Source organism: Gordonia asplenii, from assembly GCF_012933505.1.
Lineage (GTDB): Bacteria > Actinomycetota > Actinomycetes > Mycobacteriales > Mycobacteriaceae > Gordonia > Gordonia asplenii.
This window is the reverse complement of the sequence record NZ_JABBNB010000029.1, coordinates 55,089-81,615: the sequence shown is the minus strand read 5'-3', so window position 1 is coordinate 81,615 and position 26,527 is coordinate 55,089. Positions and strand designations below refer to the sequence as shown.

25 protein-coding genes and 1 pseudogene are annotated in these 26,527 nt (G+C 67.6%); 19 read left to right on the top strand and 7 right to left on the bottom strand.

The genetic code is table 11. The features are described 5' to 3' along the window. Positions 1 to 23: 23 nt before the first annotated feature. Positions 24 to 545, bottom strand: coding sequence for a GNAT family N-acetyltransferase (locus HH308_RS22665; RefSeq protein WP_170196518.1), 522 nt, complete (start codon positions 543 to 545; stop codon positions 24 to 26). A gap of 91 nt (positions 546 to 636) precedes the next feature. Here HH308_RS22665 and mfd point away from each other — a divergent pair, with 91 nt between their 5' ends. The 5 genes from mfd (at position 637) to HH308_RS22640 (ending at position 6,752) form a co-directional block, all read left to right on the top strand. Continuing rightward, positions 637 to 4,230 carry a transcription-repair coupling factor gene (gene mfd / locus HH308_RS22660; protein WP_170196517.1) on the top strand — a complete coding sequence of 1,198 codons (3,594 nt, stop codon included), beginning with the start codon at positions 637 to 639 and terminating at the stop codon, positions 4,228 to 4,230. A 57-nt stretch (positions 4,231 to 4,287) separates the two neighbouring features. Further along, positions 4,288 to 4,521: a DUF433 domain-containing protein gene (locus HH308_RS22655; RefSeq protein ID WP_170196516.1), complete on the top strand. Its 234-nt coding sequence runs from the start codon at positions 4,288 to 4,290 to the stop codon at positions 4,519 to 4,521. Further along, positions 4,518 to 4,736, top strand: a complete 219-nt coding sequence (locus HH308_RS22650; RefSeq protein WP_170196515.1) for a DUF5615 family PIN-like protein — start codon at positions 4,518 to 4,520, stop codon at positions 4,734 to 4,736. The genes HH308_RS22655 and HH308_RS22650 overlap by 4 nt, the downstream gene beginning before the upstream one ends. Before the next feature lie 382 nt (positions 4,737 to 5,118). Next, the gene (locus tag HH308_RS22645; RefSeq protein ID WP_170196514.1) at positions 5,119 to 6,201 is read left to right on the top strand and encodes a helix-turn-helix domain-containing protein; all 1,083 of its coding nucleotides are present in this window, start codon (positions 5,119 to 5,121) and stop codon (positions 6,199 to 6,201) included. A 26-nt stretch (positions 6,202 to 6,227) separates the two neighbouring features. Beyond that, positions 6,228 to 6,752, top strand: coding sequence for a PIN domain-containing protein (locus HH308_RS22640; RefSeq protein ID WP_170196513.1), 525 nt, complete (start codon positions 6,228 to 6,230; stop codon positions 6,750 to 6,752). Positions 6,753 to 6,855: 103 nt separating this feature from the next. Here the strand turns inward: HH308_RS22640 and HH308_RS22635 are convergent. Then, positions 6,856 to 7,302, bottom strand: a pseudogene (locus HH308_RS22635) (ATP-binding protein); the annotation flags it as partial. A 52-nt stretch (positions 7,303 to 7,354) separates the two neighbouring features. Further along, positions 7,355 to 7,729, bottom strand: coding sequence for a DUF2255 family protein (locus HH308_RS22630; RefSeq protein WP_170196512.1), 375 nt, complete (start codon positions 7,727 to 7,729; stop codon positions 7,355 to 7,357). Positions 7,730 to 7,977: 248 nt separating this feature from the next. Here HH308_RS22630 and HH308_RS22625 point away from each other — a divergent pair, with 248 nt between their 5' ends. Next, positions 7,978 to 8,895, top strand: coding sequence for an alpha/beta hydrolase (locus HH308_RS22625; RefSeq protein WP_170196511.1), 918 nt, complete (start codon positions 7,978 to 7,980; stop codon positions 8,893 to 8,895). Between the two features lie 79 nt (positions 8,896 to 8,974). Here HH308_RS22625 and HH308_RS22620 read toward each other — a convergent pair whose 3' ends face one another. The 4 genes from HH308_RS22620 to HH308_RS22605 form a co-directional block, all read right to left on the bottom strand. After that, entirely contained in the window at positions 8,975 to 9,661 is a 687-nt protein-coding gene (locus tag HH308_RS22620; protein WP_170196510.1) for a nitroreductase, read from the bottom strand. 133 nt (positions 9,662 to 9,794) lie between these two features. Then, positions 9,795 to 10,679 (bottom strand): HTD2 family dehydratase, encoded by an 885-nt coding sequence (locus tag HH308_RS22615; RefSeq protein ID WP_170196509.1) that lies wholly within the window; start codon positions 10,677 to 10,679, stop codon positions 9,795 to 9,797. Further along, a complete protein-coding gene (fabG, locus tag HH308_RS22610; RefSeq protein WP_170196508.1) occupies positions 10,676 to 11,422 on the bottom strand; it encodes a 3-oxoacyl-ACP reductase FabG in 747 nt (248 codons plus the stop codon). The genes HH308_RS22615 and fabG overlap by 4 nt, the downstream gene beginning before the upstream one ends. A 64-nt stretch (positions 11,423 to 11,486) precedes the next feature. After that, positions 11,487 to 12,653, bottom strand: a complete 1,167-nt coding sequence (locus HH308_RS22605) for an acyl-CoA dehydrogenase family protein (protein WP_170196507.1) — start codon at positions 12,651 to 12,653, stop codon at positions 11,487 to 11,489. Positions 12,654 to 12,821: 168 nt separating this feature from the next. Here HH308_RS22605 and HH308_RS22600 point away from each other — a divergent pair, with 168 nt between their 5' ends. From HH308_RS22600 to HH308_RS22540, 13 genes are all read left to right on the top strand, one after another. Then, positions 12,822 to 13,286: a MaoC family dehydratase gene (locus HH308_RS22600; RefSeq protein ID WP_170196506.1), complete on the top strand. Its 465-nt coding sequence runs from the start codon at positions 12,822 to 12,824 to the stop codon at positions 13,284 to 13,286. 58 nt (positions 13,287 to 13,344) lie between these two features. After that, entirely contained in the window at positions 13,345 to 15,273 is a 1,929-nt protein-coding gene (locus tag HH308_RS22595; protein ID WP_170196505.1) for an AMP-binding protein, read from the top strand. A gap of 23 nt (positions 15,274 to 15,296) precedes the next feature. After that, entirely contained in the window at positions 15,297 to 16,460 is a 1,164-nt protein-coding gene (locus tag HH308_RS22590) for an acyl-CoA dehydrogenase family protein (RefSeq protein WP_170196504.1), read from the top strand. A gap of 37 nt (positions 16,461 to 16,497) precedes the next feature. Further along, complete coding sequence (locus HH308_RS22585) at positions 16,498 to 17,643, top strand: CaiB/BaiF CoA transferase family protein (RefSeq protein ID WP_170196503.1); 1,146 nt, start codon at positions 16,498 to 16,500, stop codon at positions 17,641 to 17,643. Beyond that, positions 17,640 to 18,431, top strand: a complete 792-nt coding sequence (locus HH308_RS22580) for an enoyl-CoA hydratase/isomerase family protein (protein ID WP_170196502.1) — start codon at positions 17,640 to 17,642, stop codon at positions 18,429 to 18,431. The genes HH308_RS22585 and HH308_RS22580 overlap by 4 nt, the downstream gene beginning before the upstream one ends. Then, the gene (locus HH308_RS22575) at positions 18,428 to 19,582 is read left to right on the top strand and encodes a CaiB/BaiF CoA transferase family protein (protein ID WP_170196501.1); all 1,155 of its coding nucleotides are present in this window, start codon (positions 18,428 to 18,430) and stop codon (positions 19,580 to 19,582) included. The genes HH308_RS22580 and HH308_RS22575 overlap by 4 nt, the downstream gene beginning before the upstream one ends. Next, complete coding sequence (locus HH308_RS22570) at positions 19,579 to 20,247, top strand: GntR family transcriptional regulator (protein ID WP_170196500.1); 669 nt, start codon at positions 19,579 to 19,581, stop codon at positions 20,245 to 20,247. The genes HH308_RS22575 and HH308_RS22570 overlap by 4 nt, the downstream gene beginning before the upstream one ends. 79 nt (positions 20,248 to 20,326) lie before the next feature. Beyond that, on the top strand, positions 20,327 to 21,484 hold the full coding sequence (locus HH308_RS22565; RefSeq protein ID WP_170196499.1) for an acyl-CoA dehydrogenase family protein: 1,158 nt from the start codon (positions 20,327 to 20,329) through the stop codon (positions 21,482 to 21,484). A 5-nt stretch (positions 21,485 to 21,489) separates the two neighbouring features. After that, entirely contained in the window at positions 21,490 to 22,698 is a 1,209-nt protein-coding gene (locus tag HH308_RS22560) for an acetyl-CoA C-acetyltransferase (protein WP_312870816.1), read from the top strand. 190 nt (positions 22,699 to 22,888) lie between these two features. Then, positions 22,889 to 24,241 carry a phenylacetate--CoA ligase family protein gene (locus tag HH308_RS22555; RefSeq protein WP_170196497.1) on the top strand — a complete coding sequence of 451 codons (1,353 nt, stop codon included), beginning with the start codon at positions 22,889 to 22,891 and terminating at the stop codon, positions 24,239 to 24,241. After that, positions 24,241 to 24,567 (top strand): carboxymuconolactone decarboxylase family protein, encoded by a 327-nt coding sequence (locus HH308_RS22550; protein WP_170196496.1) that lies wholly within the window; start codon positions 24,241 to 24,243, stop codon positions 24,565 to 24,567. The genes HH308_RS22555 and HH308_RS22550 overlap by 1 nt, the downstream gene beginning before the upstream one ends. A gap of 189 nt (positions 24,568 to 24,756) precedes the next feature. Further along, on the top strand, positions 24,757 to 25,647 hold the full coding sequence (locus HH308_RS22545) for an SDR family NAD(P)-dependent oxidoreductase (protein WP_170196495.1): 891 nt from the start codon (positions 24,757 to 24,759) through the stop codon (positions 25,645 to 25,647). Between the two features lie 288 nt (positions 25,648 to 25,935). After that, positions 25,936 to 26,520: a metallophosphoesterase family protein gene (locus tag HH308_RS22540; RefSeq protein ID WP_211188743.1), complete on the top strand. Its 585-nt coding sequence runs from the start codon at positions 25,936 to 25,938 to the stop codon at positions 26,518 to 26,520. Positions 26,521 to 26,527: the final 7 nt, after the last annotated feature.

Here is a 26,527-nt window from a genome sequence, read left to right as displayed (position 1 = left end):
ACGCTCCGACATTCCCCAGTGATTCAGCTGATTTCCAACTGCATGTAGACGACGTCGACCCAGCGGTCGAACTTTCGGCCGACCCCGGCCAGTCGCCCGACCTCGTCGAATCCGTGCCGGCGATGCAGCGCAACCGATGCGTCGCCGCTCTCGGCCGCGATCACCGCGATGATCTGGCGGACATTCGCCGGGTCCGTCGCGGCGATGACCGCCGAGAGCAGAGCGCTGCCGACGCCGCGTGCGCTGAGTCCGTGGCGGACGTAGATGGTGTCCTCGGTGGTCTGCGCGTAGGCCGACTTCGACCGGAATTCGCCGAGGTAGGCGAAGCCGATCACGCCGTCGTCGACGGTCTCGGCGACCAGGAAGGGCCGTCCCGCGGCGGCGATCGTCGTGAGTTTCGCCGACCAGTCCGCGACCGTCGGAGCGTCGAAGTCGAAGGTCGCCACCGTGTTGTCGACGTAGTGGCGATAGATGTCGGCGACGAACGGCAGGTCGTCGGCGGTAGCCGAACGAACCACGACGGGAGTGCGGGTGGGAGCAGCCATGCCGCGAGGGTAGAACAACGATTCTTCGCCGACACCGGATGGGCTCACCGCGAATAATTGGCTGTCGGTACCGGCGCATAGACTCTGGCGAGTGGTCTCACCTTCAGCTTTGTCCGGCTTGTCCCGCGTCGCCTGCGCCGACCCCGCGTTCGCCGCGCTCGTCGACAAACGAGAGTCGAGCCTGCTGACGATAACCGCTCCCGACGCCGCTCGCCCGTTCGTCGTCGCCGCGATCGACGCCGTCGACGCCGCGCCGCTGCTGGTGGTGTCGGCCAATGGCCGCGAGGCCGACGATCTGAGCGCCGAACTGTCGGAGATGCTCGACGACCCGGCGTCGGTCGCGCAGTTCCCGTCGTGGGAGACCCTGCCGCACGAGCGGCTCTCACCGAGCGCCGACACCGTCGGTCAGCGCCTGCAGGTGCTGCATCGCCTCGCCGATCCGGCGTCGAGCGGACTGCGGGTCATCGTCACGACGGTGCGCTCACTGGTGCAGCCCATGGCGCCGGGCCTCGGATCGCTACGGACGGTCACGCTCGCCGAGGGTACCGAAGTAATCTTCGACGACCTCATCGCATCACTCGTCGCGATGGCTTACGAACGGGTCGACATGGTCGGGCGGCGCGGCGAGTTCGCCGTCCGCGGCGGCATCCTCGACGTATTCCCCACTACCGCGGAATACCCTGTGCGCGTTGAATTCTGGGGCGACGAGATCACCGACCTGCGTGCCTTCTCGGTGGCCGATCAGCGCACTCAGGAGGAGATCGCCGTCGACACCGTGCAGATCTTCCCCTGTCGCGAACTGATCCTCAGCGAGGAGGTTCGCGACCGGGCCGGTGAACTGGCCGTCGAACATGCGGGAGATCCGGCACTGTCGGAGATGTTCACCAAGATCGCCGAGGGCATCCCGGTCGAGGGCATGGAGGCACTCATCCCCGCGCTCGTCGCCGGACAGATGGAGCTGCTCACCGAGGTGGTACCGGCCGGCACGCGAGTGCTGCTGCTCGATCCGGAGAAGATCCGGACGAGGGCCGCGGATCTGTCGAAGACGGGTGCGGAGTTCCTCGAGGCGGCATGGTCGGCGGCCGCGCTCGGCGCGCAGGCACCGCTCGCGTCGGGCAGCGGTGCGGGAATCGACTTGCAGGCCAGCGCATACCGTTCGATGGACGAGGTGGAAGCCGCGACGCTGGGAGCGGGACGCAGTTGGTGGACGATGAGCCCGCTGTCGGGCGGCGACCCGAGTGAACTGACCATCGACGTCTCGCCGGGACCGGCGCCACGGGGGGACGAGGGTGAGATCGCGTCGACGTTCACGATGCTGCGCGCCCACGTCGGAGCCGACGGTCGGGCGGCAATCGTGGTGGCGGGCAAAGGAACTGCGCAGCGCTACCACGAACGGCTCGCCGAGGCGGGTGTTCCGTCGGCGGTCGTCGCCGACGGTGCGGAACCAGCCGCCGGACGCGTGGCGGTGTATCACGGATCGCTGCGCCACGGGATCGTCCTGCCCGGCGCGGACGGCGGAGCGGGGCTCGTCGTCGTATCCGAGGCCGACGTCACCGGTACCCGGACCGTCGGAGCAAAGGAGGGACGCAGGCTTCCGGCCAAGCGGCGCAACCAGGTCGACCCGCTCGCGTTGTCCGCGGGCGACATGGTGGTGCACGATCAGCACGGCATCGGCAAGTTCGTGGAGATGATCGAACGCACCGTGTCCGGCGCCCGCCGCGAGTACCTCGTGATCGAGTACGCGGCGAGCAAGCGCGGTCAGCCGGGCGACCGGTTGTACGTGCCGATGGATGCGCTCGATCAGCTGAGCCGATACGTCGGCGGTGAGCAACCGTCGCTGTCGAAGCTGGGCGGATCCGACTGGCAGAATACGAAACGCAAGGCGCGCAAGGCTGTTCGCGAGATCGCCGGGGAGCTCGTGCAGTTGTACGCGGCTCGTCACGCCGCGCCGGGATTCGCCTTCAGCCCCGACACCCCGTGGCAGCGCGAGATGGAAGACGCCTTCGACTTCACCGAGACCGTCGACCAGTTGACGGTGATCTCGGAGGTCAAGTCCGACATGGAGCGCGCGGTGCCGATGGACCGCGTCATCGTCGGCGACGTCGGCTACGGCAAGACCGAGATCGCCGTGCGCGCCGCGTTCAAAGCCGTGCAAGACGGCAAGCAGGTCGCGGTGCTGGTGCCGACAACCATTCTGGCGCAACAACATCTGCAGACCTTCACCGAGCGGATGACCGACTTCCCGGTGCGCATCAAGGGATTGTCGCGGTTCACCGACGCCAAGGAATCACGCGAGACCATCGAGGCGATGCGCAAGGGCGAGGTCGACATCGTCATCGGAACACACCGACTCATCCAGACCGGAGTGTCGTGGAAGGACCTCGGTCTGGTGATCGTCGACGAGGAACAGCGGTTCGGCGTCGAACACAAGGAACACATCAAATCGCTGCGCACCCACGTCGATGTGCTCACCATGTCGGCGACGCCCATCCCGCGCACCTTGGAGATGTCGATGGCGGGCATCCGGGAGATGTCGACGATCCTCACCCCACCCGAGGAGCGCCACCCGGTGCTCACCTACGTCGGCGCGTACAGCGCCAAGCAGGTCGCCGCGTCGATCCGCCGCGAACTGCTGCGCGACGGGCAGGTGTTCTTCGTGCACAACCGGGTGTCGACCATCGACAAGACCGCGCGCGAGATCTCCGCGATGGTGCCCGAGGCGCGGGTCATCGTCGCGCACGGGCAGATGGGGGAGGACCAGCTCGAACGCACGGTCAACGGGTTCTGGAACCGCGAATACGACGTTCTGGTCTGCACGACCATCATCGAGACCGGCCTGGACATTTCCAATGCCAACACCCTCATCGTCGACCGCGCCGAGAATTTCGGTCTGTCGCAGCTGCACCAGCTGCGCGGTCGCGTCGGCCGCAGTCGGGAGCGTGGTTACGCCTACCTGCTCTACAGCCCGGACAAGCCGTTGACCGAGACCGCGTATGACCGGCTGGCCACCATCGCGCAGAACAACGAGCTGGGTGCGGGCATGGCCGTCGCGCTCAAAGACCTCGAACTGCGTGGCGCGGGCAATGTGCTCGGTGCCGAACAGTCGGGTCACGTCGCGGGGGTCGGCTTCGACCTGTACGTGCGTCTCGTCGGTGAGGCCGTCGAAGCGTATCGGGCAGCGGCCGACGGTCAGACGATCGAGTCGACGGAGATCACCGAGGTCCGGATCGATCTGCCGGTCGACGCACATATCCCGGTGGAGTACGTCGACTCCGACCGCCTGCGGCTGGAGGGCTACCGCAAGCTCGCCGCCGCGACCACCGACGACGACATCACCGCCGTCCTCACCGAGCTGACCGACCGCTACGGCGAACCTCCGGTCGAGACGCGCAGGCTCGCGGCGATCGCCGGCCTGCGGCTGCGCTGCCGGGAACGGGGTATCGCCGAGGTCGGCGGCGCGGGGACCCAGATCAAGATCTCGCCGATGACCCTGCTCGACTCCGAGCAGGTCCGCCTCAAACGGCTCTACTCGTCGGCGGGCTACCGCGCGACGACGTCGGTGGTCACCCTGCCGATCCCGCGCACCGGCGGCGTCGGCTCACCCCGGCTGCGCGACGAGGAGTTGATCGACTACCTGATCAGCTTCCTCAAGCAGATCAAGCCGCTGACGACGGTGGTGGGGTAGGGTCCACGCGGACTCGTGACACCGCCGGCCGATCGACACGACGGTTACCATCTAGGCATGTCTGAAATCGGTCGTATCGTATCCGACCGGGCGATCTGTCACGGTCAGCCGGTGATCCGCGGTCTGCGCTATCCGGTGTCGACGATTCTGGAACTGCTTGCATCAGGCATGACCCAGGACGACATACTGGAGGACTATCCGGACTTGGAATCGGGTGATCTGGTTGCGGCGTTGGAGTTCGGCGCGCTCACCGCAGGCCGCCAGCGTGTATTGCCGTTCGATGCGGCGTGAAGTTCCTCGTCGACGCGCAACTTCCGCGTAGGCTTAGCGACCTTCTGGCCGCGGCCGGACACGATGCGATCCACTCATCCTCACTGACAAGCGGGAACCGTACGTCGGACGCCGAAATCTGCGACCACGCGGACTCGCAGAATCGGACTGTCATCAGCAAGGACCGTGACTTCCGCGATTCGCACCTACGTCCGTGTGTATCAGTCAACGCCTAGTGAGTGTCGCCTCTAGAAGGCGTGGTATCGGCGATTCGGCTGAACGATTCGTTGTGACTGGTGGGGGCAACGGTGTTGTGGTGTTGTGGCCTCGGCATCCACCTCGATCGCTGAGGTGGACCTGCTGTTGAGGTTGCGGTCGGTGGGGCGACGGGCTGAGTGCAGTCGGCGTGATTGGAAACTGTCTGCTCAGCGGTGGGGCGGGTCCAGGGGTTGTCGGCTGCCCTGACGGTTCTCGGTCCGCGCCGTGGTGTTCGCCGGGGCCTGAACGGCTCCGGGCCGGACGTCCGGCAGGCTCAGACCGATCAGGGGAGTGCCAACGGAGTGGGAAAGTTTGCGGCAGCGGTAGTCGCTCGTTTGCGAATGTGGGAAAATCGCGAACATGGACGGTAAGACACTAGGCGAACGGATCGCGGCGGAACGGATCCGTCACGGGCTGACACAGGACAACCTCGCCGGCCGTGTGGGTATCGAGCGCACTGCGCTGGGCAAGATCGAGAAAGGCGACCGGAAGGTCTCCGCCCTCGAGTTGGTGAACATCGCTGCGTCGCTGGAGACCCCACTTGCGTGGTTCGTACGTGACCCGCTTCCCGCGGTGATCGGTCGGCGGACCGACGCGGCACCGTCGCACGAGACAACCGAGTCCCTCGATCGTGCGCTGGAGTTGTTCGCCGGCGATGTCGCATCGCTCATCACGTCGGGCGTCATTACGTCCGTCGACGATCGCCCGGCCTGGGACACGCCGCAGTCCTACTTAGACTGCGAACGCATCGCAGGCGAGGTGCGCGCCCATCTCAACGTGGGGTCTGGTCCGCTGTACGAACTGGCCGGCATTGCCGAGCAGTTCGGGCTGTACTCGTGCTCGCTGCCCCTCGGCGGCGGTGGAGCTGACGGTGCACTCGTGTGGGTGAACGACGGGTGCGCCGCTGCGGTGATCGATGGCAGCGTGAAACCGGGGCGCCGGCGAATGACTCTGGCGCACGAGATGGGTCATTGGCTGTTCGGAGACATGTTCGATTCGAAGGCCGACGACGCGGAGCGGATGATCAACGCATTCGCGGCCTACCTCTTGGCTCCGCGGGCGGGAGTCACTGAGATGTGGAACAGGCATGCGAGGGATCAGGTCCGGGACCGGGCGATACGAGTCGCCGGCACGTATCGGATGTCGTGGTCTGCCGTGCTTTTGCACCTTCGGAACCTGAACCTGATCACGGAGGACCAGTACCGGTCCTTGGACGGGCGTACGCCGGTCTCCGGTGAGTTCGCCAGACTCGCGATCCCTCGCGACACCGACGAGTTGCGTGCTCCGTCGCTGTCGCCCACGATGACCGCGAAGATCGTCGACGCCTATGTCGACAGGCGGATGCCAGCGGCGCGCGTGGTCGAACTGCTGCGCGATGGGCTCACCGAGGACGAACTTCCGCCGCAGCGGCTAGAGACCGCTACCGACTACGCGAGCCTGTGACTGCGCCGGAGGACACCCGTTGGGTGATGGACACTTCGACGTTCACCCACTTCTGCCGGGCGAAGCAGCAGCACATCTTAGAGCAGCTCGCGCCGCAGGGGCTGATCCTGATCCCAGATTCCGTTGACGTCGAAGTGGAGCGCGGGCGCGACGTCGGATACGAGATTCCGTCGATCGATGACCTACCGTGGGTCGAGCGTGGTGTGCTGACATCAGATGAAGAGATGACCCAGGTGCTCATCAAGGTCGACATGCCGTCCAAGAGGGGCGACGGGCCGGGGAAGAACCTCGGGGAGTGCGCTGTCCTCGCCTGCGCCGTGCACCGGGGCATGGTAGCGGTCGTCGACGATGGCGACGCCCGTGGACAGGCTGCGCAGCGGAACATTCCACACGTGTCGACCATGTGGATCATCGCGCAGGCGCACAAGACACTTGACGTCGTGGACAGTGAAGGAGCAGAAGTGATCTACGACGCGCTGCTCACCACTGGAATGCGGCTACCGGGCCCTAACTTCATCGACCACGCGTACAAGGTAGGGCTTCTTCCCTGAAGGTCACCGCCGTGGCGTACGAGCTACCTTGACGGCTCCGCGGACTTTGGTGAGGTGTCAGCTTGCGCTACGGCGTGGTCTCGTCCTGCCCGACGTTCTATGTTCACTCGGCTTCCGCGCTTTCGGACAGGCGGTCCACGATCGTCTTCTCCACTGAATCCGCAGCATACCCCGTGTCCAAGATCCGGGGCGAGGTGAACCCGCCCAGTTCTGGATGAGTGTGGGCTGAGCCGGAGAAGGATTGGTTGGCGGCGATGGTGACGCAGTTGTTCTCCTCGCGTTCGGTGAGGACTTGGAAGAGGAGTGCGGCGCCGTAGCGGTCGAGTTCCATGTAGCCGAGTTCGTCGATGATGAGCAAGTCAACGCGTGCGTGGCGATTGATGGTCTTGGCGAGCTGCTTGTCGTCTGCGGCTTCGACGAGCTCGTTTATTAAGTTGATGGCGAGGGTACAGCGGCCCCGGAAGCCTTGCTCGGCTGCGGCGATGCCCAGGCCGGTCAGCAGGTGACTTCTGCCGGTACCGGAGTCCCCGATGAGGCAGAGCGGCAGTCCGGCGTTTTGGGACGTTTCGACATCGTCGGATGGTCCGGGCAGGTGTCTCTCGCTACCCGACCGGTTCGAGGCGCAGCGTCGCCGACCGCGCCGGCTCGGTGATCATGGTGCGCAACGCGCCGCCGCCGTTGCGGTACTTGCTCGAGAAGCCGTCGTCGACCTGCTGCTGGACCTCCTCGCCGGTGTCGAGGACCAGTGCCACGTCCGATTCGAGGTCGCCTACGCGGACGCGGCCGATGCCCTTGATCGAGGCCCACTTGTACCAGCCACCGTCGATGCCGAAGGCCGAACGCAGATAGACGGCGTCGCCGACGGGCACCGACCAGACGGGCACCCAGCGGCGCAGCGTGCCGTCCTTGCGGTAGCTCGTGATCTCGATCTCCTGGGCGTCGCCGAGGGCGGTGGTGAGGGCGGTGTCGAGAGGCATGATCGATTGCTCCTATCGGTGTTCGAGGTCGACAGCCGCTGGTCGGCGACCAGCGGGGGTCCGGTTGGCTGTCGGTGATCACCCACGTGATCGCCATACTCGCACGCTACGCAGGCCGGCGGCGGCGTGACAGGTGCTGCCGGTACCCCTGAAACGGGCCTCTGTCACGCGTCGCGCGGCCCCGGCATGGTGGGTATCACCCAACGAGCACAGGCTCGGAAGTCACCACTGAAGGAGCATGAAATCTCATGACCGCAGTCACGTTCGGAAACAACGGCATCACAATGGCAGGCGAACTGAACCTGCCCGCCGGATTCGACGCCGCGAAGACCTACCCCGCACTCGTCGTCGTCCATCCCGGTGGCGGCGTCAAGGAACAGACCGCAGGCCTCTACGCGGGCAAGCTGGCCGAGGAGGGGTTCGTCACTCTCGCCTACGACGCCTCCTTCCAGGGCGAGTCCGGCGGAGAGCCGCATTTCCTCGAAGACCCGGCCGCCCGCGTCGCCGACATCAGTGCCGCCGTCGACTACCTGCAGTCCCTGGACTACGTCGACGCCGAACGCATCGGCACCTGGGGTGTGTGCGCCGGCGGCGGCTACGCCGTGGCGGCCACCAAGGTCGATGCGCGGATCAAGGCCGTGGGCACCGTCTCCGCGGTGAACATCGGCTCGGCCTGGCGCAAGGGCTGGGACGGGACCGGCTCGGACGCCGACGCCGTTCCCACCCGCGACGGTGCCTCCGCCCAGCGGACCGTCGAAGCCACCGCCGGCGGCGACGCGGCCACTCTCCCGTACGTCCCGGCCGAGGTGACGCCGGAGGTGCCCCGCGATCTCGCGGAAGCGTCGGAATACTACCTGACTCCGCGCGCACAGCACCCGAATGCACAGAACAAGTACCTGTTCGCGCAGTCGATCCCGCGCATCCTCGGCTTCGACGCCTTCGCGCTGGTGGAAGACCTGCTCACCCAGCCGGTGCTGATCGTCGCAGGCAGCGAGGCCGCCTCGCTGTGGCATTCGACCGAGCTGCACTCGCGGGCACGGGGCGAGAAGAAGCTCGTCATCGTCGACGGCGCCGCCCACATGGACTTCTACGACGGAGAACAGTACGTGGCCCGCGCGGTTGCCGAGGCCGCACCGTTCTTCACGGAGAAGCTCGCCGCCGCCTGACCTCGACGGCACGACACACAGCATGAACCACGAGGGCCCCGCCGAACGGCGGGGCCCTCGTTCTGTGACCGACGAAGTATCACTGGTCGACCCAGGTCACCACCTCGTCGAGGTCGGCGCGGGCGGTGCGGTAGCCGTTCGCGGGTGCGTCCTCATCCGGGTAGCCGAACGAGATACCCAGCAGCACCTTTCGATCCTCGGGGATGTCGAAGTGTTCCCGAACCAGCTGCGAGTGGCTCGCGATCGCCGCCTGCGGGATCGCACCGAGTCCGAGGCTGCGTGCGGCCAGCAGAAACGTCCCGACGTAAAGTCCGGTGTCCACCGCGCCGTATAGATCGTGCACCGCGTCGGTGGTCACGATCGCGACATGCGGCGCGCCGAACAGACGGAAGTTCTGCGCCGCTTGTTCAGCCGACGCGACTCGGTCGCCCTTCGCGATGCCCACGGCCTCGTACAGCTGCCACCCGCTCGCGCGGCGCCGTTCGCGGTACACGCCGCGGTACTCGACGGGCGGGTCGAAGTCGAACCCGGTGTCGTGGGTGGCCGCCCACTCCGACAGCGCGGTCCGGAATCGTTCGGTGCCGTCGCCGCTGGTCACGATGACCTGCCAGGGCTGCGTGTTGCACCACGACGCCGACCGCTGGGCCAGCGTCAGCAGCCGCTCGATCGTCTCGCGCGGGACCGACCGGTCCTGGTAGGCGCGGCAACTCCACCGCGTGCGGAGCAGGTCGTCGAGAACCGCGGTGGAATCGGTGGGCGTGGTCATGATGCGCTCCTTGTGAGTAGCGACGGGGTGGGGGAGTGCCGTGGGTGAGCGGGCAACCGGTGGCTTGCGTGGTTTCGACACGGGCCTTCGCTGGCGCTCCGGCCCGGCTCAACCGGCGGGGTGGAGGCCCGGCTCAACCAGCGCCTAATACGACATCGACGGTGGCGTTCGGTCCGGCGTCGGTGCCGCCGGGGCCGTAGAGAGCGAGCGACGTGCCGTCGTCGGCTGCGACCAGCCGTGCGGGCTGCCCGCAGAACAGGGGCGCGCGGCCGCGGTGCGTCAGTTCGACGATGGCGGGACCACCCGCGAGCCGGTGTGTCTCCAGCAGTGCGAGCGCCTGCAACGGACCGTGCACGACGAGCCCCGGGTAGCCCTCGACGCGCGTGGCGTACGGCCAGTCGTAGTGGATGCGGTGCGCGTTGGCGGTGACGGCGGAGAATCGGGCCAGCAGCGACGGATCGGTGCGCAAATCCCACTCCGTCTCCGAGATCCGACGCAGCGGTAGGCCGGGCGGCGTCTGCTCGGTCGGAACGTCGGCGACCTCGCCCGACGGCGGCGCGGCCTCGCGGTAGACGAGGTTGCGCACCTCTTCGACGGCGAGATCGCCTGCCTCGTCGAACAGCCGGTGGGTGACGTCGACGATCACGAGTCGCCCGGAACGGCCGGTCTTGTCGGCCACGTTGGTCACCTCGGACTCGCTGCGCGTGACGGCACCGACGGTGAGCGGTCGGTGAAAGGCGGCCCGGCCGCCGGCGAACATGCGCCGCGGCAGGTCGACCGGCGGGAGGAATCCGCCCTTGCGAGGGTGCCCGTCGGCGCCGAGGCCGCCGGAGGCGTTCCACCGGGGCAATGCGACCCAGTGCCACAGCGGCGGCAGCGGATCGCCCGCTGCCGGCGTCGGCAGCCCGTCGTCGAACAGCGCGGCGAGCCCGGCGACGGGGCTCGGATCGATCAGTTCCTCGGTGGACTCGAGGTGGGGTTCCCACCCGTCGAACGTCGGAAAGTCGTTGTCGCTCACATGAATCGACCGCCGGTGACCTCCAGGACGGTGCCGGTCATGTAGGAGGAGAGATCGCAGGCGAGGAACAGTGCCACCGACGCGATCTCGGAGACCTCGCCGGCCCGGCCCATCGGGATCTCGGACATCTTGGCGTCCCACACCTTCTGCGGCATCGCTTCGGTCATCGCCGTCCGGATGAGTCCCGGCTGAATCGCGTTGACTCGTACACCGAGGTGTGCGAGCTCCTTGGCCGCGGCCTTGGACAGCCCGACGATGCCGGCTTTGGCCGCCGAGTAGTTGGTCTGCCCGGCGAGGCCGATCTTGCCGGACAGCGAGCTCATGTTCACGATGGTGCCGCCTCCGTTCTCGCGCATGACCGCGCCGGCCAGCCGGGTGCCGTTCCAGGTGCCTTTGAGGTGCACGCTGATCACCTGGTCGAACATCTCCTCGGTCATCTTGCGCATGGTGGCGTCGCGGGTGATGCCCGCGTTGTTGACCATCACGTTCACCGGGGAGAAGGCCGCGGCGGCGGCGTCGAGCATGGCCGCGACGTCGTCGGCGGAGGTGACGTCGCACCGTACGCCGATCGCCACGGCGTCGCCACCGAGGTCGGCGGCGGCCGCTTGCGCCGCTTCGAGATTCACGTCGCCGATCACGATCCGCGCGCCCTCGGCGGCGAACTGTTGCGCGATCGAGAAGCCGATTCCCTGAGCGGCGCCGGTGATCACGGCGGTTTTGCCTTCGAGTAGTGGCTTGGTCATGGTTGAGCTCCTTCGGATGCTGGTCGGGCGGGGATAGGCTGGGCGCGGTCGAGCATGGTGACGCTCACGTGAGGTCCTTCTTGGCCTGGCGCACCAGGCCGCCGCCGATGATGAGGCGCTGGATCTCGCTGGTGCCCTCGTAGAGGCGCAGCAGCCGGACGTCGCGGTAGATCCGTTCGACGGTCATCTCCCGCATGTATCCCGATCCGCCGTGGATCTGCACCGCGGTGTCCGCGACGCGTCCGACCATCTCGGTGCAGAACAGTTTCGCCACCGACGGGGCGATGCGGCGGTCCTCACCGGAGACGTACTTGGCCGCGGCGTCGCGCGCGAGCGCCCGGCCGGCCATGATGCCGGTCTGCATATCCGCCAGATGCGCCTGGACCAGCTGGAAGTCGCCGATCGGGGTGCCACCCTGAGTGGTCACGGCGGCATGACGCACGGATTCGTCCAGCGCGCGCTGGGCCGAGCCCACGGCGAGCCCGGAGATGTGCACGCGCCCGCGTGCCAGGGAGGTCATCGCAGCCCGGTAGCCGGTGTCCTCGTCGCCACCGACCAGCGCGGCGGCGGGCACCCGGACTCCGCTGAACGAGACGTTCGACGTCCACGCTCCCTGCTGGCCCATCTTTTCGTCGTGGCGTGCGACGTCGAGTCCGGGCGTGCCGGCGGGCACCAGGAACACGGCGATGCCCGGACCGTTCGCGTCGGCGGGGCGGGTGCGCGCGAAGGTCACGAACAGGTCGGCGAGCTGCGCGTTGGTGATGAAGCATTTCTCGCCGTCGATGACCCACTCGTCGCCGTCGCGGACGGCCTTGGTGCGCAGGCCTGCCGGATTGGAGCCGGCGCCCGGCTCGGTGAGAGCGAACGAGGCCACGACGTCGCCGGTGGCGATCTTCTCCAGCCAGGTGGATTTCTGCTCGTCGGTGCCGAAGTTGACCAGCACCTGTCCGGCGATGCCGTTGTTGGTCCCGAACATCGAGCGGACGGCGAGCGAGGTGTAGCCGAACTCCATCGCCAGCTCGACGTCCTGCGCGAGGTCCAGCCCGAGGCCGCCCCACTCCTGGGGAATGGCATAGCCGAACAGGCCCATGTCCTTCGCCTGTTGGCGGATGTCCTCGGGGATGGCATCGGTGTCGGCGATCTCCCGCTCCCGTGGGACGACGCGAGTGCGGATCCACTGACGCACCTGCGCGTGGACCTGATCGAAATCTTCCTGGCTGACCTCGGACATGACGTTTGATTCCCTTCGTCGGTACACTAGATATAATATATTTCACTTCGTGTGACAAGTGTCGGGCCGAGAGTCTCCGGCGACCAGGAAGGTCTTGCGCATATAATATATTTTCGGATATGCTTTGTGTCACACCGGGATGTACCGGACGAGACGGAAGGAATAACCATGCGGGGTCTGTACTACGAGGAATTCGAGATCGGCTCGGTCATCGAGCACACGGTGCGACGAACGGTCACCGAGGCCGACAACGTGCTGTTCTCGACGATGACGCTGAACATGGCGCCGCTGCACCTCGACGCGGAGTACAGCAAGAACTCGATCCACGGCCAGCGGCTCGTGAACAGCCTCTTCCTCCTGGGACTGGTGTGCGGGATCTCGATGCACGAGACCACCTACGGCACCACGCTGGGCAACCTCGGCTTCTCCGACATCAAGTTCGCCAAGCCGTGTTTCCACGGCGACACCATCCGCGTCGAGACCGAGATCGTGGACAAGCGACTGTCGAAGAAGCGCACCGACTCCGGCATCGTCACCTTCCTACATCGCGGCATCAACCAGCGCGACGAGGTCGTGTGCGAGGCAACCCGCGTCGGTCTGATGCTCACGAAGGAGTCGGGCCAGACGGCCTGACCCGTAGCGCTAACCGATATCCCACGATGCGGCCGCGGCCGCGCAGGAAGGAAACGAGATGGCGGAGAACCGATCCGACACGCTCGCCTGGATACCCACCGACGAGGTGCGCGGGCGCAGCCGACTGCTGGCCGCGATGCGCGGCTGGAACGTCGAGTCCGTCGACGACCTGAACCGTCGAGCCGTCGCCGATCCCGAGTGGTTCTGGCGCGCCGCGGTGGCCGACCTCGACATCGAGTTCAGCACCCCGTTCGACGCGGTGCTCGACGAGTCCGACGGCAAGCCGTTCCCGAAGTGGTTCACCGGCGCGACGATCAACGTCGCGACCATCGCCGCGCACCGACACGCCGTCGGGCCGCATGCCGACAAGACCGCCGTCGTCTACGAGGGCGATGCGGGGCAGCGACGCACGCTGACGTTCGCGGAGTTGTCGGAGCAGGTGCACCGCTTCGCGGCGAACCTCGCCGGACTCGGCGTGCGACGAGGCGATCGCGTCGTGCTGTTCATGCCCGTCGTGCCGGAGGCCGTCGTCGCCTACCTGGCCGCGGCGCACCTGGGTGCGATCGTCGTGCCGACGTTCAGCGGTTACGCCCCCGACGCACTGGCCACCCGCCTGCAGGACTCCGAGGCGACGGTGCTGATCACCGCCGACGGAACCACACGTCGGGGTAAGCCCGTCGAGATGAAGACGGTCGCCGACGCCGCGGTGGCGATGGCCCCGACGGTGCGCCGGGTCGTCGTCGTGCGCCACCTCGGTTCCGAGATCGCCATGACCGCCGGGCGCGACGTCTACTTCGACGAGCTGCCCACCGATCCGCCGGTCCCGGTGGCCGACACCGAGTCGAACGATCCGCTCGCCATCGTCTACACGTCGGGCACCACCGGCCGACCGAAGGGAATCGTGCACAGCCACGGCGGCTTCGCCGTGAAGACCGCGGTCGACTTCGGCTATGCCTTCGACGTCCACGACGACGACGTGGTCTGCTGGATCACCGACCTCGGCTGGCTGGTCGGCCCGATGCTGATGACCGGACCACTGCAACTGGGCGCCACCATCGTGATGATCGAGGGTCTGCCCACCTACCCGAATGCCGGCCGGATGTGGGACGTGGTGAACCGCAACGGCGTCACCGTGCAGGGCATCGCACCCACCGCCGCCCGCGCGCTGCGGGCCGCCGGCGACGACGCCCTCGCCGACGTACCGACGCTGCGTTCGTTCGTCTCCACCGGCGAGGCCTGGGACATCCCCACCTGGTGGTGGCTGTTCGAGGCGATCGGCAAGCGTGCGGTGCCGATCGTCAACTACAGCGGCGGGACCGAGGTGGGCGGCGGCATCATCGTCGGCTACCCGTTCCTGCCGGCCGACGCCGCGGCGTTCAACGGCGCACTCCCGGGCGTGCACGCCGCCGTACTCAACGACGAGGGCGCGCAGGTGGTGGGGGAGATCGGCGAACTCGCCGTGCTCAACACCTTCCCCGGGCAGACCCACGCCTTCTGGCACGACCGCGAGCGCTACCTGGGCACCTACTGGAGCCGGTTCGACGACGTCTGGGTGCACGGTGATCTCGCGTCGGTGGACGAGCGGGGAATGTGGCTCATCCACGGCAGGTCCGACGACACGCTCAAGCTGTCCGGCAGGCGCGTCGGTCCCGCCGAGATCGAGACCTCGCTGCTGCGCGACGGCCGCATCGCGGAGGTCGCCGTCATCGGTGTCCCCGACGAGGCCCGCGGTCAGCGGGCGGTGGCCTTCGCCGTGCTGCGCGACGGCGGGGCACCGTCGGACCTGCAACAGAAGGCGACCGAGAACGCGGGGAAGTCCTTCGCGCCGACCGTCTACCCGGTGGACTCCCTGCCGAAGACCAAGAACGGGAAGATCATGCGCCGCGCGATCCGCGCGCGGTTCCTCGGCGCCGACGCGGGCGACATGTCCTCGCTCGATCCCGCCACCCCCCTCGAAGCCATTCCCGTGTACGCGGGCGAGAACTGAATTTTCACGACAGGAGAACTGACATGTCCGACGAGACCGGAACCAACGTCGAGGTCGTCCGCGAGGCGACCCGTGCGCTGGCTCGCAAGTACGACAACGACTACTGGCTGGACAAAGACCGCAACCATCAGTACCCGTGGGAGTTCGTCAAGGACTTCGCGGCGGGCGGCTGGCTCGGCGCGATGATCCCCGAGGAGTACGGCGGGATCGGTCTGGGACTGCAGGAGGCCGGCGCGATGATGGAGGAGATCGCCGCCTCGGGTGCCGGTATGTCCGGCGGCTCGGCCATCCACTTCTACGTCTTCCCGCCCGCGCCGATCGTCAAGTACGGCTCCGAGGAGATGAAGAAGAAGTACCTGCCCAAGATCGCGTCGGGCGAGATGCTCCTCGCCTTCGGCATCACCGAGCCGACCGCCGGTGTGGACACCTCCCGCATCCGGACCAAGGCCGAGAAGGTCGACGGCGGCTGGGTCATCAACGGTCAGAAGGTCTTCATCACCAATGCGCAGAACGCGCACCGCATCCTGCTGCTGGCCCGCACCAGCCCCCGCGACGACGAGCACCCCTTGCGCGGCATGACGATCTTCTGCGCGGAGATGGACAAGGAGCACGTCACCGCCCGCGAGATCGACAAGATGGGCCGTGCGGCGATCGACACCAACGAGCTGTTCATCGACAACCTCTTCGTCGCCGACGAGGACGTGGTCGGCGAGGTCGGCCGCGGCTTCAACTACATCATCGACGGTCTCAACCCGGAGCGCATCGTGGTGGGTCTCGAGGGCGTCGGCATCGCTCGCGCCGCGCTGGAGATCGCCACCGACTACGCGAAGAACCGCGTCGTGTTCGACCGCCCGATCGGCAAGAATCAGGCTGTGGCCCATCCGCTCGCCGACTCCTGGATCCGCATCCAAGCCGCCCGCCAGGTCGCCATGAACGCCGCGAAGCTGTTCGACGAGGGCAAGCCGTGCGGTCCCGAGGCTGCGGCCGCGAAGTACCTCGGCGCCGAGGCCGGCTACGAGACCGCCAACCGCGGCTTCTCCACCCTGGGCGGCTACGCGTACGCGCGGGAGTACCACATCGAACGCCTGCTGCGTGAGGTGCGACTGCTGCCCAACGCGCCGTTCAGCCAGGAGATGGTCCGTAACTACGTGTCGCAGCAGGTCCTCGGCCTGCCGCGGTCGTACTGAAGTCCCGGCGACCGCCGGAGTCGAAAGGGAGAGGGATATGGTCGGTCCACTCGATGGGGTGAAGGTCGTGGTGCTCGCAGGCATGGGCCCGGTGCCCTATGTCTCGATGCTGTTGTCCGACATGGGCGCCGAGGTGGTGCGGGTGGTGCGTCCGCCCAACCGCGCGGCCCGCGCCCTGAGCCAGACGGTGGGCCTCACCGACGAGAAGGACGTGGTCAACCGCGCCGTCGCGAGCGTCGCGGTGGACCTGAAGGATCCGTCCGGCCGGGAGTCGGTGCTCCGTCTCACCGACGGCGCCGACGTATTCATCGAGGGCTACCGCCCCGGCGTCGCCGAACGTCTCGGCCTCGGACCCGACGACCTGCGCTCGCGCAACCGCAAGCTCGTCTACGTGCGACTGACCGGCTACGGCCAGAGCGGCCCGCGTTCGCGCGACGCCGGACACGACATCAACTACGTCGCCCAATCCGGCGCACTGCACGCGATGGCCCGCGTCGGCGAGGGCCCGCGGCCGCCGATCAACCTGCTCGGCGACTACGCCGCGGGCGGGGCGATGGGCGCCTACGGCATCGCGTGCGCGCTGGTCTCGGCCGCCCGCACGGGTGAGGGACAGGTCATCGACGCCGCCATGGTCGACGGCGTCGCCGCGCTCACCGCCAAGCTGCAGGGCCTGCGTGCCGCCGGACTGTACTCCGACGACCCCGGGACGAACTTCCTCGACTCCGGTGCGCCCTTCTACGACACCTATCGGTGCGCGGACGGCGGCTACATCGCCGTCGGCGCGCTTGAGCCCGACTTCTACCGCGAGTTCGTCTCCCGGCTCGGCGTCGACGTCTCGGACTGGCCGGGCCAGGACGACCGCTCGGAGTGGCGCAACCTGCGCAAACTGATCACCGACGCCGTCGGCGCCCGGACCCGCGACCAGTGGGCGCAGGTCTACGCGGGCACCGATGCGTGCGTCAGTCCGGTGCTCACCTTCGACGAGGCCGCGGTGGATCCGCACAACGCCGAACGCGGGGTGTACCGCAGCGTCGAGGGCGTTCTTCATCCGTTTCCGGCTCCGAGGTTCAGTGGAACGCCCGCGCGTGATCCGCAGGCACCGACCGGCGACCTCGTCGACGCCGCTGTGATCACGCAGCGCTGGACCCGATCGAACACCGACACCCGAGAGGACGCGCAGTGAGTCGCTACGCCGAGTTCACCGAGCTCAAGATCGACACCCCGGAGGAGGGGATTCTCCGGATCACCCTCGACGCACCGAATCTCAACGCCGTAGGGCCGGCGGCGCACCGCGAGCTCGCCGACGTCTGGCCGGTGATCGGGCTCGACGAGTCGGTGCGCGCCGTGGTGATCCGGGGCGCGGGGGAGCGCGCCTTCTCCGCGGGCGGCAGCTTCGACCTGGTCGAAGACATGATCGGTGACTACGCCTCGCGGACCCGCGTGATGCGCGAGGCGCGGGACCTGGTGCGCAACATCATCGAGGTTCCGCAGCCCATCATCTCCGCGATCAACGGCCCCGCCGCGGGCGCGGGACTCGTCGCGGCGTTGCTCGCGGACATCTCGGTCGCCGGGCGCCGGGCGAAGATCGTCGACGGCCACGTGCGTCTCGGCGTGGCCGCGGGCGATCACGCCGCGATCTGCTGGCCACTGCTCACCTCGATGGCGAAGGCCAAATACCACCTGCTGACGAACGAGATCCTGACCGGCGAGGAGGCCGAGCGGATCGGCATGGTCTCGCTGTGCGTCGACGACGATCAGGTGCAGGACCGCGCGATGGAGATCGCGCGGAAGCTGGCGGCCGGTTCCCGGGCGGGCGTCCAGGGCACCAAGATGGCGCTCAACGGCTGGTACCGGCAGGCGATGCCGATCTTCGACGCCTCGCTCGGCCTGGAGTTCTATCACTTCGGCGGGCCCGACGTCGCCGAGGGCGTCAGCAGCCACAAGGAGAAGCGGGAGCCGAAATTCTCATGAGCGACGCCACCGCGCACGCCCCGCTGGCGGGCGTCACCGTTGTCACCATCGAGCAGGCCATCTCCGCGCCGCTCGCGACCAGACACCTCGCCGACCTGGGTGCGCGCGTGATCAAGATCGAGACACCCGGTTACGGGGATTCGACGCGGCACTACGACGCGGTGGTGGGCGGCCTGTCCGCGCATTTCACCTGGCTCAACCACGGCAAGGAATCGGCCGCGCTGGACCTCAAATCCGATGCGGATCTGGCTCTGCTGCACGACATCCTGGCCACCGCCGACGTCTTCGTCTCCAACCTCGCTCCCGGGGCGCTGGGGCGGCTGGGACTGGGTGCGGCCGAGCTCGCCGAGCGCTACTCGCGACTGATCGTCGTCGACATCTCGGGTTACGGCACCGGCGGCCCCTACGACCACAAACGCGCCTACGACCTGCTGATCCAGTCGGAGGGCGGCGTGTGCGCATCCACCGGCACCCCGGGTCATCCCGCCAAACCGGGCGTCCCGGTCGCCGACGTCGGCACCGCCCTCTACACCTACTCGACGGTGCTCGCCGCGCTGTACGACCGCGAGCGGACCGGGCGCGGCGCCGTCATCCCGATCGCCATGCTCGACACCATCGCCGAGATGATGGGCTTCGCCATCAACGGCGTGATCCACGCCGGGGTCGAGCCGCAGCCGGTGGGCCTCGGCGCCCCCATCGTCGCCCCCTACGGCGGCTACGCCACCGCCGACGGGCAGACCGCGATCCTGGGCACCACCAACGACCGGGAATGGGCGAAGCTCACCGCGCTGATCGGCCGGCCCGAACTGGCCGACGACCCGCGTTACGCCCGCAACGTCGACCGCGTCGCGGCCCGCGCCGAGGTCGACGACGCGCTGGCCGCGTGGTGCGCGCAACACACCCTCGCCGACATTCAGGACCGCGCCGACGCCGCGGGCATCGGCAACGCCCGGCTGAACACCGTGCGCGACCTCGTCGACCATCCGCAGCTGCGCGATCGCGGCCGGTGGCGTGAGGTGGGCACTCCGTCGGGACCCGTTCCGGCGCTGTTGCCGCCGGGGGTCGCCACCACGTGGGCGGTGCGCTCCGGGGCGGTACCCGCCCTGGGCGAGCACACCGACGCGATCCGGACCGAGTTCGGCAGCCGATGACCGCGGCGCCGGATTCCCGGGTGAAGTTGCCGACGTCGCTGAAGATGGCGGCGATGCTGGAGATCCGGGAGATGATCTTCTCGGGGGAGCTGCGCCCCGGGGACAAGATCGACCAGGACGACGTCGCCGAACGGCTCGGCGTGAGTCGGCTTCCGGTGCGGGAGGCGGTGATCGCCCTCGACGTCGAGGGCGTCGTGGAACTCGCGCCGCGCCGCGGCGCGTTCGTGGCGGCGCTGTCGCGCGACGACGTCCGGGATCACTACGGGATCCTCGGTGCCGTATCCGGGCTGGCGGCAGCCCGGGCCGCGGCGCGGATGACCGACGAGGAACGCACCCGCATGCTCGACGCGGTCGAGCGGATGGACTGCGCGGAGGACGCCGCCGCGCGCGAGCGACTCAACTTCCAGTTCCACCGGGTCATCAATCTCGCGTCCGGCTCGCGACGCCTGATGTCGGAGATCAAAGCGCTCGGAGCGTTCGCGCCGATCGGGTTCTACGAGTCGCACGACCACTGGCACGACACCGCCAACCGCGATCACGAAGCGATGGCCGCGGCCGTGTCGAGCGGCGACGAGGCCGGCGCGCGTTCGACGACGGAGGAGCACTTCGTCCGCGCCGGGGATCGGGCCGTGGCGATGCTGTCCGAGCGCGGCTTCTGGCGCTGAGTGCCGTGCCCGAACGCGCTGTTGTGTCCGGGACAATCCAGTGATATATATTGTATATAAAATCTAAGGAGGTTATCCCGTGAGTCTCACCGCCGACGACCAGCAGATGGTCGACCTGGTCGCCGATTTCGTGGATCAGCGGGTGGCCCCGCGGGTCCGCGAGTTCGAGCAGGACGACATCTATCCCGAGGAATTCATCGGAGAGATGAAGGAGCTCGGCTTCTTCGGGCTGCTCGCGCCCGCCGAGTACGGCGGCGTCGACGTGAGCACCGAGTGCTTCTCGCGCGTCACCGAGGAACTCGCCCGCGGCTGGATGAGCCTCGCCGGCGCCGTCGGCGGACACTCCGTGATCACCTACCTGATTCGTACCTTCGGCACCGACGAGCAGAAGGCGAAGTACCTGCCGAAGATGGCGACGGGCGAGATCCGCGCCACCATGGCCCTCACCGAGCCCAGCGGCGGCTCCGACCTGCAGGGCATGCGCACCTACGCCACCAAGGGCGACGACGGGCAGTGGTCGATCAACGGCTCCAAGACCTGGATCTCCAACGCGGCTCACTCGGGTCTGTTCGGCCTGTTGTGCATCACCGACCGTGAGGCGACGCCCGCACACAAGGGCATGAGCGTCATCCTCGTCGAGCCGGGCGACGGATTCCTCATCTCCAAGAAGCTGCCGAAACTCGGCTACCGCGGCGTCGAGGCGTGCGAGTTGGTGTTCTCCGGCCGCAAGGTCGGCGACGACGCCATCCTCAGCGGCGAACCGAACAACGGCTGGGCGCACATGATGCGCGGCCTGGAGATGGGCCGCATCCAGGTGGCCTCCCGCGCGCTCGGCGTCGGGCAGGCCTCGCTCAACGCGGCGGTGAAATACGCGCAGGAGCGTGAGTCCTTCGGCAAGCAGATCTGGAAGCACCAGTCGGTCGGAAACCTCTTGGCCGACATGGCGACCAAGCAGCAGGCCGCGCGCCTGCTCACCGCGGACGCCGCGCAGAAGCTCGACCGCGGCGAGCGGGCCGACATGGAGGCCGGCATGGCCAAACTGTTCGCCTCCGAAGCCGCGATGCAGATCGCGCTGGACGCGATCCGTGTACACGGTGGTTACGGCTATTCAAAGGAGTACGACGTGGAACGATACTTCCGCGACGCCCCGCTGATGATCGTCGGCGAGGGCACCAACGAGATCCAGCGCAACGTCATCGCGGCGCAGCTGGTCGCGCGCAACAAGGTGGCGATCTGATGTCGATCCGTCGCGCGGCGATCGTCGCGCCTACCCGCACCGCCGTCGGCACCTTCGGCGGCGCGTTGAAGGACTTGCCGGTCGAGGACCTCGGCGGCGCGGTGGTCAAGGCGGTCGTGGAGCGGTCGGGCATCGACGCGGCCCGCATCGACGACGTCGTGTTCGCGCAGTCGTACGCGAACTCCGAGGTCCCGTGCGTGGGCCGCTGGCTGGCACTGAACTCGGGACTGCCCATCGAGGTGCCCGGCATGCAGCTGGACAGACGCTGTGGCGGCGGCCTGCAGGCTGTCGTCACCGCGGCGATGATGGTCCAGTCCGGTGCGGCCGACGCGGTGCTGGCCGGCGGCGTCGAATCGATGAGTCGGATCGAGTACTACACCACCACCAACCGGTGGGGAGCCCGCGCGGGCACCGTGCAGATGTATGACCGTCTCGACCGCGGCCGGGAGCGCAGTCAGCCGGTGTGGCGGTTCGGCGAGATCAGCGGAATGATCGAGACCGCCGACAATCTGGCCGTCGACTACTCCATCACCCGCGAAGCCGCCGACGCGTGGGCCGCGCAGAGTCAGCAGCGCGCGGCCGCCGCCTGGGAGTCGGGCCGGTTCGCCGACGAGGTGATCCCCGTACAGGTGCCGCAGCGCAAGGGCGACCCGGTCGTCGTCGACCGCGATCAGGGGGTGCGCCCCGACACGACCCCCGAGTCACTGTCGAAGTTGCGCTCGATCGGCACGTCGGGCACCGTCACCGCGGGCAACTCCAGCCAGCAGAACGACGCCGCCGCGGGCATGCTCGTGGTCGCCGAAGACCAGCTCGACGCCCTGGGGCTCGAACCGATCGGATTCCTCACCGGTTGGTCGGCAGCGGGCTGCGATCCGTCGCGGATGGGCATCGGTCCGGTACCCGCGGTCGCGCGGCTCGCTGCACGGGCCGGCACCGACACCCGCGCCCTGCTCGAATCCCAGGCTCTGATCGAGCTCAACGAGGCCTTCGCCACGCAGGTGCTCGCCGTCCTGGAGGGCTGGGACTTCCGCGACGCCGAGCGCATCAATGTCAACGGCTCGGGCATCTCGCTCGGTCACCCCATCGGCGCCACCGGCGCCCGCATGGTCACGACGATGCTGCACGAACTGAAGCGGCGCGGCGGCGGCTCGGGCCTGGCCACGATGTGCATCGGCGGCGGACAGGGCCTAGCCGCGACCTTCGAAAGCGCTTGACCGCGCCGGTTGCGCCCAAATCCGCCGGTTGACCCGTGTCGAAACCACCCCCACCCGCCGGTTGAGCCGGGCCGGAGCCCTCATCCGCTGGTTGAGCCGGGGCGGAGCGCTAGCGAAGACCCGTGTCGAAACCACCTAAGCCGAAGGTACCAACGCAACCCCGCGTCGTGCGGGCGGAAGGATCGCCGAAATGCAGCCGACTGTGCAGCCCTACTCCGCGTCGATCTGGAGTGAGATCGAGACGCTTGCGGCCGCGCGGGTCGCCGCGCTGCAAGACGCCGCCCTGCGTGAGCAGCTGGCGTACGTCGCGGCCGACAGCGACTTCTACCGGCGCAAATTCGCGGCGGCAGGCGTCGATCCCTCGGCGGTACGCGGCACCGCGGACCTCGGCCTACTGCCCTTCACCGAGAAGCAGGAACTGCGGGATTCGCTGGCCGAACGACGGCCGCTCGGCCTGCATCAGGCGGCGCCCGACGACGAGATCGTGCAGATTCAGGCATCGTCGGGCACCACCGGCAGCCCGTCGTACGTGGGGCTGACCCGATCCGACGTCACCCTGTGGTCGGAGTTGGGTGCGCGCGCCCTGTATGCCAACGGCTTCCGTCCGGGCGATCGGCTGCTGCACGGATTCGGCATGAGCAAGGGCTTCGTGGGCGGCATCCCGATCCTGCAGATGGCCCAATACATGGGCATTGTCGACATCCCGATCGGTGCCGAGGCCGGCGCGGAGCGGCTGCTGCGGGTGCAGGCCGACCAGCGGCCGAACCTGCTCATCGGAACGCCGAACTTCCTGGCCTACCTCGCTGAACAGGCACCGACGATCGTGGGGCAGCAGGCCACCGATCTCGGCGTACGCGCGATCTCGGTCGGGGGAGAACCCGGCGGCGGCCTGCCCGCGACCCGGGACAAGCTCGAAGGCCTGTGGGGCGCGTCGAGCCGGGAGATGCTCGGTGGCACCGACCTCGGCTGCGTCTATTGGGGCGAGTGCGAGGCCCAGGACGGCATGCACTACCACTCGCCCGACCTCATCGTGGTGGAACTGATCGACCCGGACACCGGCGAGGTCAAGGCGCCGGTCGACGGCGCCCACGGCGAGCTGGTGTACACCGCGCTGCGCCGTCGGGCATCGCCGCTGGTGCGCTTTCGCACGCGCGACCACGTCGTGGTCACCGGCACCGGTTGCTCCTGCGGCCGAACGGGTTTCAAAGTCCGCTGCGTGGGCCGCACCGACGACATGTTGATCGTGCGCGGGATCAACCTGTTCCCGTCCGCGGTCAAACAACTCATCGCAGAATTCGAACCGGTCGCGACGGGGGAGATGCGCATCCGGGTCGACTTCGAGGGCCATTCCACTCAGCAGCCGCTGCCGCTCGTCGTCGAATACGCCGACGGAGTCGACGAGTCCGCGCAGCGCGCGCTGGCACACGACATCGAATCGCGCGTGCGGTCGGCGCTGAACGTCAAGGTCGTGGTGAACCTGGTGCCCGAGCGCACACTCAAACGCCCGGATCACGTCAAGGTCAATCTGATCGAGCGGGTCTGATGTCGGGCCCGAGTCGAGCTCAACGGCTGATCGGCGACATCTCGCCGAAGCTCGCGCAGCTCACCGACGACGTACTGTTCGGCGACGTCTGGGCCCGACCCGGGCTGTCGCCGCGCGACCGCAGTCTGATCACCGTCGCCTCACTCGTCACACAGAGCCGCCCGGAGCAACTCCGGGGACACCTGCAGCGCGCTCTCGACAACGGCATCACCGCCGACGAGCTCGCCGAGGCTCTCACTCATCTCGCCTTCTACGCGGGCTGGCCGGCGGCCGTCGCCGCGCTCGGGATATTGCGTGCGGTCGTCGAGGAGTCGTCGGACACCTGACCGCCGCACGAATCGCATCGATTGACGATCGAGCAAGATGCATCATATATTACATATGACAGTGGTTTGGGTCACGTCGGTGCCCGACGCCTGAGGCGGGTGGGCACGGTGCCGACGGCCTCATCCGCTGAGCGCTCGACGGTGGCCGGCATCCCGGCCACCGGTCGTCTCGAAACAAGGAGTGGACACATGTTGAATTTCACCGACCGCGTCGCGATCGTCACCGGAGCGGGCCGCGGGCTCGGGGCGTCGCACGCCAAATTGCTGGCCGCCCGCGGCGCGGCCGTGGTCATCAACGACCTCGGCGGATCCGCGGTCGGGTCGGGCTCGAGCGCGCAGCCCGCCGAGCAAGTCGTCGCGGAGATCGTGGCGGCGGGTGGCCGCGCGGTGGCGAACTTCGATTCGGTCACCGAGAATCCCGAAGGCATCGTCGCCGCGGCGATCGAAGCGTTCGGTCGCCTCGACATCGTGGTCAACAACGCGGGCATCAACCAGGTGCACGAGTTCGGCACGGGCGTCATGGAATCGCTCCGTCGGCACATGGAGGTCCACTTCTTCGGCACCGCCGGGGTGACCGCGGCCGCCTGGCCGCACTTGATCGAGAGCGGAGCGGGGCGTGTCATCTGCACGACGTCGCCGACCCTCATCGGGTTCCCGCAGCAGACTCCGTACGTCTCGGCGAAGGGTGCGCTCTTCGCCTTCGTTCGCACGCTGGCCTTCGAGGCGCAGGAAGTGGGGATCAAGGTCAACGCGATCGCGCCGACCGCCGCGACCCGGATGTCCGACGAGGCGGACCTGCCCGAGGACTTCAAGCAGTTCATGCGCGACAACCTGCCCACCTCGCTGGTCAGCCCGGTCGTCGCCTACCTTGCCCACCAGGACTGCGCGATCAACGGCGAAGTGCTGCAGGCACAGGGCGGCGAGGTGCAACGCCTCGTGCTCGGCTTCAATCAGGGGTTCGCGAGCAAAGACCTCACGCCCGAACTGGTGCAGGAGCACATCGACGAGATTCTCGACCCCGCCTCGCACACCCCGTTCGCCACGATCGACAAGCAGGATCTGTCCGCCGTCGGTAAATGAGTTACCGGCGCTCATATTTTCCGACATTCTCGATAGTGAGATATCGAAACGGAATTTGTCTATCGGGTTTCACTCAGTTCGCCTGCGGATATTGAAAACCGGATATTTGCGACATTGGTTCGTGGTGTTGTCAGATGTCATCTGAAGGGTAGAGACAATGAGTGTTGGTAGGGCAGCGGGAGTAGATTGATATCCGCTGGAGTGGGCTTCGCCGAAGCTGTCTGGCCCATGGTTGATTGTCGTGGGAGTGCGCATGAGCGAGCCGATTCGGATTGCCGAATACACAGTATGTCGTACGCCGACAAGGGAACGCTCGTGCGCATTCTCGTGATTGCTGACATCAGCCCGAAGCTGGGTATGAGCCTGCCGGATTTCGTTGCTGTGCACGGAATCGACGTGGTCGTGTCGGCCGGGGACCTCACTCGCTACGACTTCGCTGGAATCGATCGCGTCACGGTCCCGGTCTTGGGCGTGTACGGCAACCATTGTGACGGCAGATACCTCAAAGACCTGCGGATGACGAATCTGCACTTGACGCGGGTCGAGGTCGGTGGCGTGTCGTTCACGGGCTTGGAGGGATGTGTTCGTTACAAATCCGACACCCCCGATGTGCTCTACACCCAGCGTCAGTACCGGCGCATGATCAGGAAACTGCCGACCGCCGATGTACTGGTGACCCACTGCCCGCCCCGCGGGATCAACGACCACGACGACCCAGCGCACGTGGGCATCGACGCCCTCGGTAACTGGCTGGAACACAATCGGCCGCAATTGATGATCCACGGTCACACCTACCCGAGCCAGCCGATGACTCAGTACGGAGACACCCGCATCGAATACGTGCGTGGTGCTCGGATCGTGTTATTCGAGTGACACGACA

What these genes read in the sequence shown, in the direction of transcription:
- HH308_RS22645 (WP_170196514.1), top strand. Translation starts at nt 5,119, where the DNA reads ATGGACGGTAAGACACTAGGCGAACGGATCGCGGCGGAACGGATCCGT.
- HH308_RS22625 (WP_170196511.1), top strand. Translation starts at nt 7,978, where the DNA reads ATGACCGCAGTCACGTTCGGAAACAACGGCATCACAATGGCAGGCGAA.
- HH308_RS22585 (WP_170196503.1), top strand. Translation starts at nt 16,498, where the DNA reads ATGGTCGGTCCACTCGATGGGGTGAAGGTCGTGGTGCTCGCAGGCATG.
- HH308_RS22595 (WP_170196505.1), top strand. Translation starts at nt 13,345, where the DNA reads ATGGCGGAGAACCGATCCGACACGCTCGCCTGGATACCCACCGACGAG.
- HH308_RS22620 (WP_170196510.1), bottom strand. Translation starts at nt 9,661, where the DNA reads ATGACCACGCCCACCGATTCCACCGCGGTTCTCGACGACCTGCTCCGC.
- HH308_RS22550 (WP_170196496.1), top strand. Translation starts at nt 24,241, where the DNA reads ATGTCGGGCCCGAGTCGAGCTCAACGGCTGATCGGCGACATCTCGCCG.
- HH308_RS22640 (WP_170196513.1), top strand. Translation starts at nt 6,228, where the DNA reads ATGGACACTTCGACGTTCACCCACTTCTGCCGGGCGAAGCAGCAGCAC.
- HH308_RS22555 (WP_170196497.1), top strand. Translation starts at nt 22,889, where the DNA reads ATGCAGCCGACTGTGCAGCCCTACTCCGCGTCGATCTGGAGTGAGATC.
- HH308_RS22600 (WP_170196506.1), top strand. Translation starts at nt 12,822, where the DNA reads ATGCGGGGTCTGTACTACGAGGAATTCGAGATCGGCTCGGTCATCGAG.
- HH308_RS22540 (WP_211188743.1), top strand. Translation starts at nt 25,936, where the DNA reads ATGTCGTACGCCGACAAGGGAACGCTCGTGCGCATTCTCGTGATTGCT.
- HH308_RS22570 (WP_170196500.1), top strand. Translation starts at nt 19,579, where the DNA reads ATGACCGCGGCGCCGGATTCCCGGGTGAAGTTGCCGACGTCGCTGAAG.
- HH308_RS22545 (WP_170196495.1), top strand. Translation starts at nt 24,757, where the DNA reads ATGTTGAATTTCACCGACCGCGTCGCGATCGTCACCGGAGCGGGCCGC.
- HH308_RS22655 (WP_170196516.1), top strand. Translation starts at nt 4,288, where the DNA reads ATGTCTGAAATCGGTCGTATCGTATCCGACCGGGCGATCTGTCACGGT.
- HH308_RS22665 (WP_170196518.1), bottom strand. Translation starts at nt 545, where the DNA reads ATGGCTGCTCCCACCCGCACTCCCGTCGTGGTTCGTTCGGCTACCGCC.
- HH308_RS22630 (WP_170196512.1), bottom strand. Translation starts at nt 7,729, where the DNA reads ATGCCTCTCGACACCGCCCTCACCACCGCCCTCGGCGACGCCCAGGAG.
- fabG (WP_170196508.1), bottom strand. Translation starts at nt 11,422, where the DNA reads ATGACCAAGCCACTACTCGAAGGCAAAACCGCCGTGATCACCGGCGCC.
- HH308_RS22575 (WP_170196501.1), top strand. Translation starts at nt 18,428, where the DNA reads ATGAGCGACGCCACCGCGCACGCCCCGCTGGCGGGCGTCACCGTTGTC.
- HH308_RS22590 (WP_170196504.1), top strand. Translation starts at nt 15,297, where the DNA reads ATGTCCGACGAGACCGGAACCAACGTCGAGGTCGTCCGCGAGGCGACC.
- HH308_RS22605 (WP_170196507.1), bottom strand. Translation starts at nt 12,653, where the DNA reads ATGTCCGAGGTCAGCCAGGAAGATTTCGATCAGGTCCACGCGCAGGTG.